The sequence below is a fragment of the Hydrogenophaga flava NBRC 102514 genome, from assembly GCF_001571145.1.
Taxonomy (GTDB): domain Bacteria; phylum Pseudomonadota; class Gammaproteobacteria; order Burkholderiales; family Burkholderiaceae_C; genus Hydrogenophaga; species Hydrogenophaga flava.
Genome location: NZ_BCTF01000051.1, coordinates 1 through 5,182, shown reverse-complemented (window position 1 = coordinate 5,182; position 5,182 = coordinate 1). Strand labels below are relative to the sequence as shown.

General features: G+C 57.8%; 5 protein-coding genes. 4 read left to right on the top strand and 1 reads right to left on the bottom strand.

Annotation, left to right across the window (positions count from 1 at the left end; all coding sequences use genetic code 11):
• Nucleotides 1-728 precede the first annotated feature (728 nt).
• Nucleotides 729-1,040 (top strand): hypothetical protein, encoded by a 312-nt coding sequence (locus HFL01S_RS24220; protein ID WP_066263876.1) that lies wholly within the window; start codon nucleotides 729-731, stop codon nucleotides 1,038-1,040.
• A gap of 414 nt (nucleotides 1,041-1,454) precedes the next feature.
• Here the strand turns inward: HFL01S_RS24220 and HFL01S_RS24215 are convergent, their stop codons facing one another.
• Nucleotides 1,455-3,212, bottom strand: coding sequence for a serine hydrolase (locus HFL01S_RS24215; RefSeq protein WP_084383625.1), 1,758 nt, complete (start codon nucleotides 3,210-3,212; stop codon nucleotides 1,455-1,457).
• 42 nt (nucleotides 3,213-3,254) lie between these two features.
• Here HFL01S_RS24215 and HFL01S_RS24210 point away from each other — a divergent pair, with 42 nt between their 5' ends.
• The 3 genes from HFL01S_RS24210 to HFL01S_RS24200 all read left to right on the top strand — a co-directional run bounded on the left by HFL01S_RS24210 (nucleotide 3,255) and on the right by HFL01S_RS24200 (nucleotide 5,019).
• The gene (locus tag HFL01S_RS24210) at nucleotides 3,255-3,677 is read left to right on the top strand and encodes a RidA family protein (protein ID WP_066263872.1); all 423 of its coding nucleotides are present in this window, start codon (nucleotides 3,255-3,257) and stop codon (nucleotides 3,675-3,677) included.
• Between the two features lie 275 nt (nucleotides 3,678-3,952).
• The gene (locus HFL01S_RS24205; RefSeq protein WP_066263870.1) at nucleotides 3,953-4,576 is read left to right on the top strand and encodes a tyrosine-type recombinase/integrase; all 624 of its coding nucleotides are present in this window, start codon (nucleotides 3,953-3,955) and stop codon (nucleotides 4,574-4,576) included.
• Nucleotides 4,577-4,791: 215 nt separating this feature from the next.
• Nucleotides 4,792-5,019, top strand: coding sequence for a DUF6434 domain-containing protein (locus HFL01S_RS24200; protein ID WP_066263869.1), 228 nt, complete (start codon nucleotides 4,792-4,794; stop codon nucleotides 5,017-5,019).
• The last annotated feature ends 163 nt before the right edge of the window (nucleotides 5,020-5,182 follow it).

The following is a 5,182-nucleotide window of genomic DNA, read 5'->3' as shown; positions in this document are numbered from 1 at the left end:
GGCCAGCGACGACAGATTGCTGACTGCATCCATTTAGTGGGGCGCTGCGAAAACCTGTCTAGATGGCGCGGGTATCGTGCGCGTCTCAATGGTTTCCAGTCGTATCCGTCCCTCGGAGCCTGTTGAAACGAAATGATGGCGCGCGGCATTGCCCGGATCGTGATCCATGGAGCCGAGCGCTTGCTGTGTGAACGGTCCCACCAGCGATCTCCCAAAGGTGCTTCCCCTGAAACTTCGCCGCTCGCCGACTTGCGAACCATAGCGCTGCCGGCGCAGACGCCAAGGCCTTTCGCGGCATAAACGGCCGCCTTCCCACCGCCGTTTCACTCTGGTGGGCCCCTTCCATTTATTCCACGGTGCCCAGGCGCTCGCGCCTTGACGCAGCGCTTTGGATGTCGCACGGCGACCGACGAATGCGGGGCAGGGTGCTCACCTGAGCAGACTCGATGACCGAGGGGAGGATTCCCAATCCAGCTCCCTCAGAAATTGGGGCAGTGTTTCTTGGGGATCAGACGACGCGATTTCTTGGATCACTGGGCGGGGCGTGGACCCGCGAGGGATGAAACATCTTTTTCGGTTGGTTGCCGTGTGGATTCAATCACCGGGCGCGATCTGGCAATCTTTTAACGTTTGTCGGTTGCCTTTCAATTCTGGGCAGTGCCGTGGTCCGAATGGACGAGAAGAACAGTGGATTGGATCTGTGAAGTATGAAGTGACTGGAGGTTGGTATGTGGTTGCTCGTTGCGCGTGAACCGCGAGCCAATGCACCGCACTGGACCGGTCGACGATGGCTCGCGGCCATCGATGCGGTGGCCTGGCCGCTGTTCTGGGTATTCCTCTTGAGCCAGTTCGATGCGCCCGTCGGAATCGTCGGCCCCATGGTCGTTGCGATTGCGTTCCTGTTCTCTGCAGAGCGGATCTACCGCGCAGTGTGGGTCAACCATCGCTACTGGTTCACCACCTGGCGCTGGGGGCGGATTGCCGCCTCGCTGTTCGTGATCGGGATGGTGCTGAAGCTCGCGACGGGACAGGGACCTTGACACTGATCGAGGCAGGTCAACTGTGTAGCTGATGTACCCGAGGAGCACAAAACTCGGTTTTCGGCATGTGCCTGCACCCCATACCGCACACTGGCCGGCGGCTAAAGGCTGATCAGCGTCACTCGGGAACGGCGGAGAAGAACAGTCGAGATCGTCAACAGCGGTCATTCAGTGATCGACCATGCAGGCGACCGCATCACTACCCAAACCGGGTACTCGCAAATGGATGGCACCAAGTTCTGTGTGAAGGACCGGTTTCGCATGGGGCGAAGTGGCACTCCCGACCCGAAGGTGTCATCTGGCCAAGTGGCACAAAGCCGCCACTGGGGCTGCGTTGTTCGGCAGGATATGCCAAGTTAAATGTGCATGCCCGAGTAGACTGGGTTGCCCATTGCTAGAACGAAAGGTCAGAAATCACTTCTTCTCGCTGCAATTTCGTTCTCCACGAACACGGATCTTCGACAAAACACGCTCGCTGCTCGGTGTCTTGAGCGTTAGTTCAGATATTGCCCCATTCTTCGTCGTGAAGCGGTAGATGACATTGGACGCGTTCGGAGAGCGGAAGTCTAGCGCGCGATATAAAAACAGCGGCCGGTCAATCTGCACTGGGTCTGCAAAATACAATCGGCCGTCGTCCTTCTCGACCACGTGGCACTTGTAGCCGTTCGCGGTCTCGTACGTGCCGGGCAGCTGCGCCGCAATGGCAGGGTCAAGCGGCTCTGCGCATCGCTTGAACACAACCTCGGCCTCGTCCAGCGCCAGGGTGAGCGCGCTTATCTGGCCCTGTGGATCAATGCTGAAATTCACAGACCACTTGCCGTAAACCTCATCGTCATCCGTGTCGAAGCGGTCGTAGTGCACATGCGCCAGCGCAAGCACAAAGGCCTGAAACGCGAGCCGCAGCCGGCCCTCGTGTGCGTCGATCTTCAACTGCGGGTACAGAGGGTGCTCGAACGTGCCGCAATAGTCCATCAGCGCGTGGGAGGGCATAGTGCCAGCGACCTGTTCGTTCGCCGCTTTGGATCGTGCAGTGAGACGCTCCTCCTTTAACGTCTGCAAAATGGGCAGGTAGCGCCCGGTCCATGGCGTGTGATCCAGGTCCAGCAACCGCTCGTACAGGTTCCAAGTCAACAAGTCCGACAACACTGCGCAGTGATGGCCGATAACGAACACCACTACGCCGACGCGTTCATTGGGCAGATACGAAACCTGCGAATAAAAGCCGCCCAACGAACCGCCATGAAACGCCATCAAATGACCGCGATAAACACCCGTGTGTAGCCCCATCCCGTAAGCCTGGTTAAGCATCTCCTTGAAGCCTCGGATGTTGAGCATGTGATTGGGTACAGCCATGGACGGCGCCATTGTCGCCTTCAGCACGACTTGCGGAATGATCTGACGATCTTGCAGCGTGCCGTCGCTGAGCAGGGTGATCAGCCAGCGCGACATGTCCTGCAGATTCGAGTTCAGCCCGCCGGCGGGCCCCGCACCATTCATGTGCTCGTAGCTGGGCAGCCTGAACAACTCGGTGGAATCGCGCCGCTCTGTATAGGGCACAGCAAAATCGTCTTTGCGATACACCTCGGGCATCGAAAAAACCGTATCGCGCATACCTGCGGGGTCCAGCAGCCGCTGCTGCACCAAAGCCTCCCAGCTCTGGCCCGTCAGCAATTCGATGGCATGGCCAACCGCGGCGTACATGACGTTGTTGTAGACAAAGTTCTGGCGCAACGGATCGCTGGGCTCCATGTGGCGCAGCCGGTCGTACAGATCCTTGCGCGAGAAATCCGAGCGAAACCACATCGAGTCGTGACGGTTGATGCCCGTGCGATGCGCCAGCATGTCGCGCAGTGTCACCGTGTTGTTCAGCGCGTCGGTGGAAAAGCGGATGGACGGAACGGCCTCGCGGATTGGCCTGTCCCAGCTGAGCAGGCCCTCCTCCACCAGCAGTCCGGCCGCAATTGCGGTGAAGAGTTTGGTGTTGGAGGCGACTGGGAAGATCGTTTGCGGGGTGAAGGGCAGCTTGGCCCCGTAGTCGCGATATCCGTAGCCCTTTGCGAAGACCATTTCGTCTTCATGTACGACAGCAATGCCGATGCCCGGGACGTTCCAGTCGGAGAGGGTCTTGTGAATGAAATCGTCGACGCCGTTGAGTTTGTTGAGCATGTTCATGTTTTACTGTAGTTAACCATTCACCGCGAGGATCGGCTTCACATGAAGAAGGAACACTTTAATCCGTCGGATCTGCCTGATTGGAGCACCTCCTTCTCGCAGGTCGTCACAGTCACATCTGGTTCAACGCGGACGATCTATCTCTCCGGGCAGGTGTCGGTCGACTCAAAGAACTGCGTTGTCGGTGAAGGCGACTTGTCTGTGCAGACCGGGTTCGCGCTCGCCAACCTCGAACGTGCGCTCGCGAGCGTTGGTGCAAGAGCGGCAGACGTCGTGCGCCTCGGCATCTACATCAAGAACTACCGCCGAGAGCAAAGCGCCGTGGTCGCCGAAGCACTGCACCGCGTGTTCCCAAAGGAGAATATGCCGGCAAGTACCTGGCTCGGCGTCGAGACACTCGCCATCGATGAACTGCTCATCGAGATCGAAGCGACGGCAGTGACCGAACTGAGAATACCGCTGTAGCCAAGACGCAGCCCAACAAGCGATTTCACCGAACGCCGAGCAGCGGTTCAGTCTGTTGTTTCACATTGACCGCGCGGCGCTGGTGAATCTGGTTGTTGAGCGACTGCTTTCCACTTGGCCATCCGGCTGCTCCTGGCCGAAAGCGCAGGTTGGCTGCCCCATTCGTTTGCAGTCACCCGTTCTGGTGGAGTGCGCTCTTCTGACTTGACGCAGCGCAATATTCAGGTGCCGCGCAAGCGCATGCTCTGGGACCCTCAACTCGATGGGAGACCATCATGGAAACCTCGGGCATTACTGTTCATCACGAGCCGTGGAACAAAGGCAAGATCGTTGGGCAAAAGGCTCCCTTCAAGGTGAAGGACATTTGGGCCTTGCGAGTACGTCTTCAGATGGAAGGTCGGGTCCGCGAGCTCGCACTCTTCAACCTCGGCATCGACAGCAAGCTTCGCGGATGTGACCTCGTTGCACTCAAGGTCCGTGACGTGTCCCATGGTGACAATGTGGCCACGCGAGCCATCGTCATGCAGCACAAGACCAAGCGCCCAGTCCAGTTCGAAATTACGGGAGTTACCCGAGAGGCCCTCCAGGCCTGGATCAAGCAAGCCGCCCTGAAATCAGATGACTTTCTGTTCCCCAGCAGGCTCCACGATTCGCCCCACTTGGGCACTCGGCAGTACGCCCGGATTCTTGGGCACTGTGTGGATGAACTTGGTCTGGATCGTTCCGAATACGGGACCCATTCGATGCGAAGGACCAAGGCGACGTTGATCTATCGACGTACCAAGAACCTCCGAGCTGTGCAGTTGCTGCTCGGGCACTCCAAACTGGAATCTACCGTGAGGTACCTGGGTATCGAGGTCGACGACGCCCTTGAAATCTCCGAGCAGACGGAAATCTGAGAAGGTCATCGGAGGCGGCCTTTGCTCCGGCACCGGGGCGGCCGCCTTCAATGGCAGCTCTGTGGGGACTGTCAGGAGCGGTGCTTTCGGCCACAACCAGTCGCTTGCGCAAAAAAACCACGTTCGTGAACATCTTATGCTCAATCCCTAACATGCAGAGTGAAACCCTGATACATGATTTTTTTCGCATTCATCGAATGCCAATGAGATTGACTATGAACGAACTTGACTGGCATTCCGACTCAATTTCCGCAACGACCCGTATCGATACCTCGTACAAGAATACTCAAAACGTACGGCGGTTTTTCAAAGCAACGTGTGGCGATCACTTCAGATTCGACCGTGGGTTCATGCAGTGGATGAAAGATAACCCTGGGAAGACGATGGGCGAAGCAGCAGCTGAGTGGATGAGGAGAATGGAAATCAATGAGAACCCTGAATGACCGCCTCAGGTCGGCATGTTGAACCCGCCGCCATGAAGACCGGCCGCTCAGTCAGCGCTGAATTGAACGGCACCTGTCTGCACCGACCGCGAATAGGTCGTCCCGGCCAGGAGCGGCAGGATGGCCAAGGAAAAGCAGTCACTCAACGTGAAGATGACCGGAC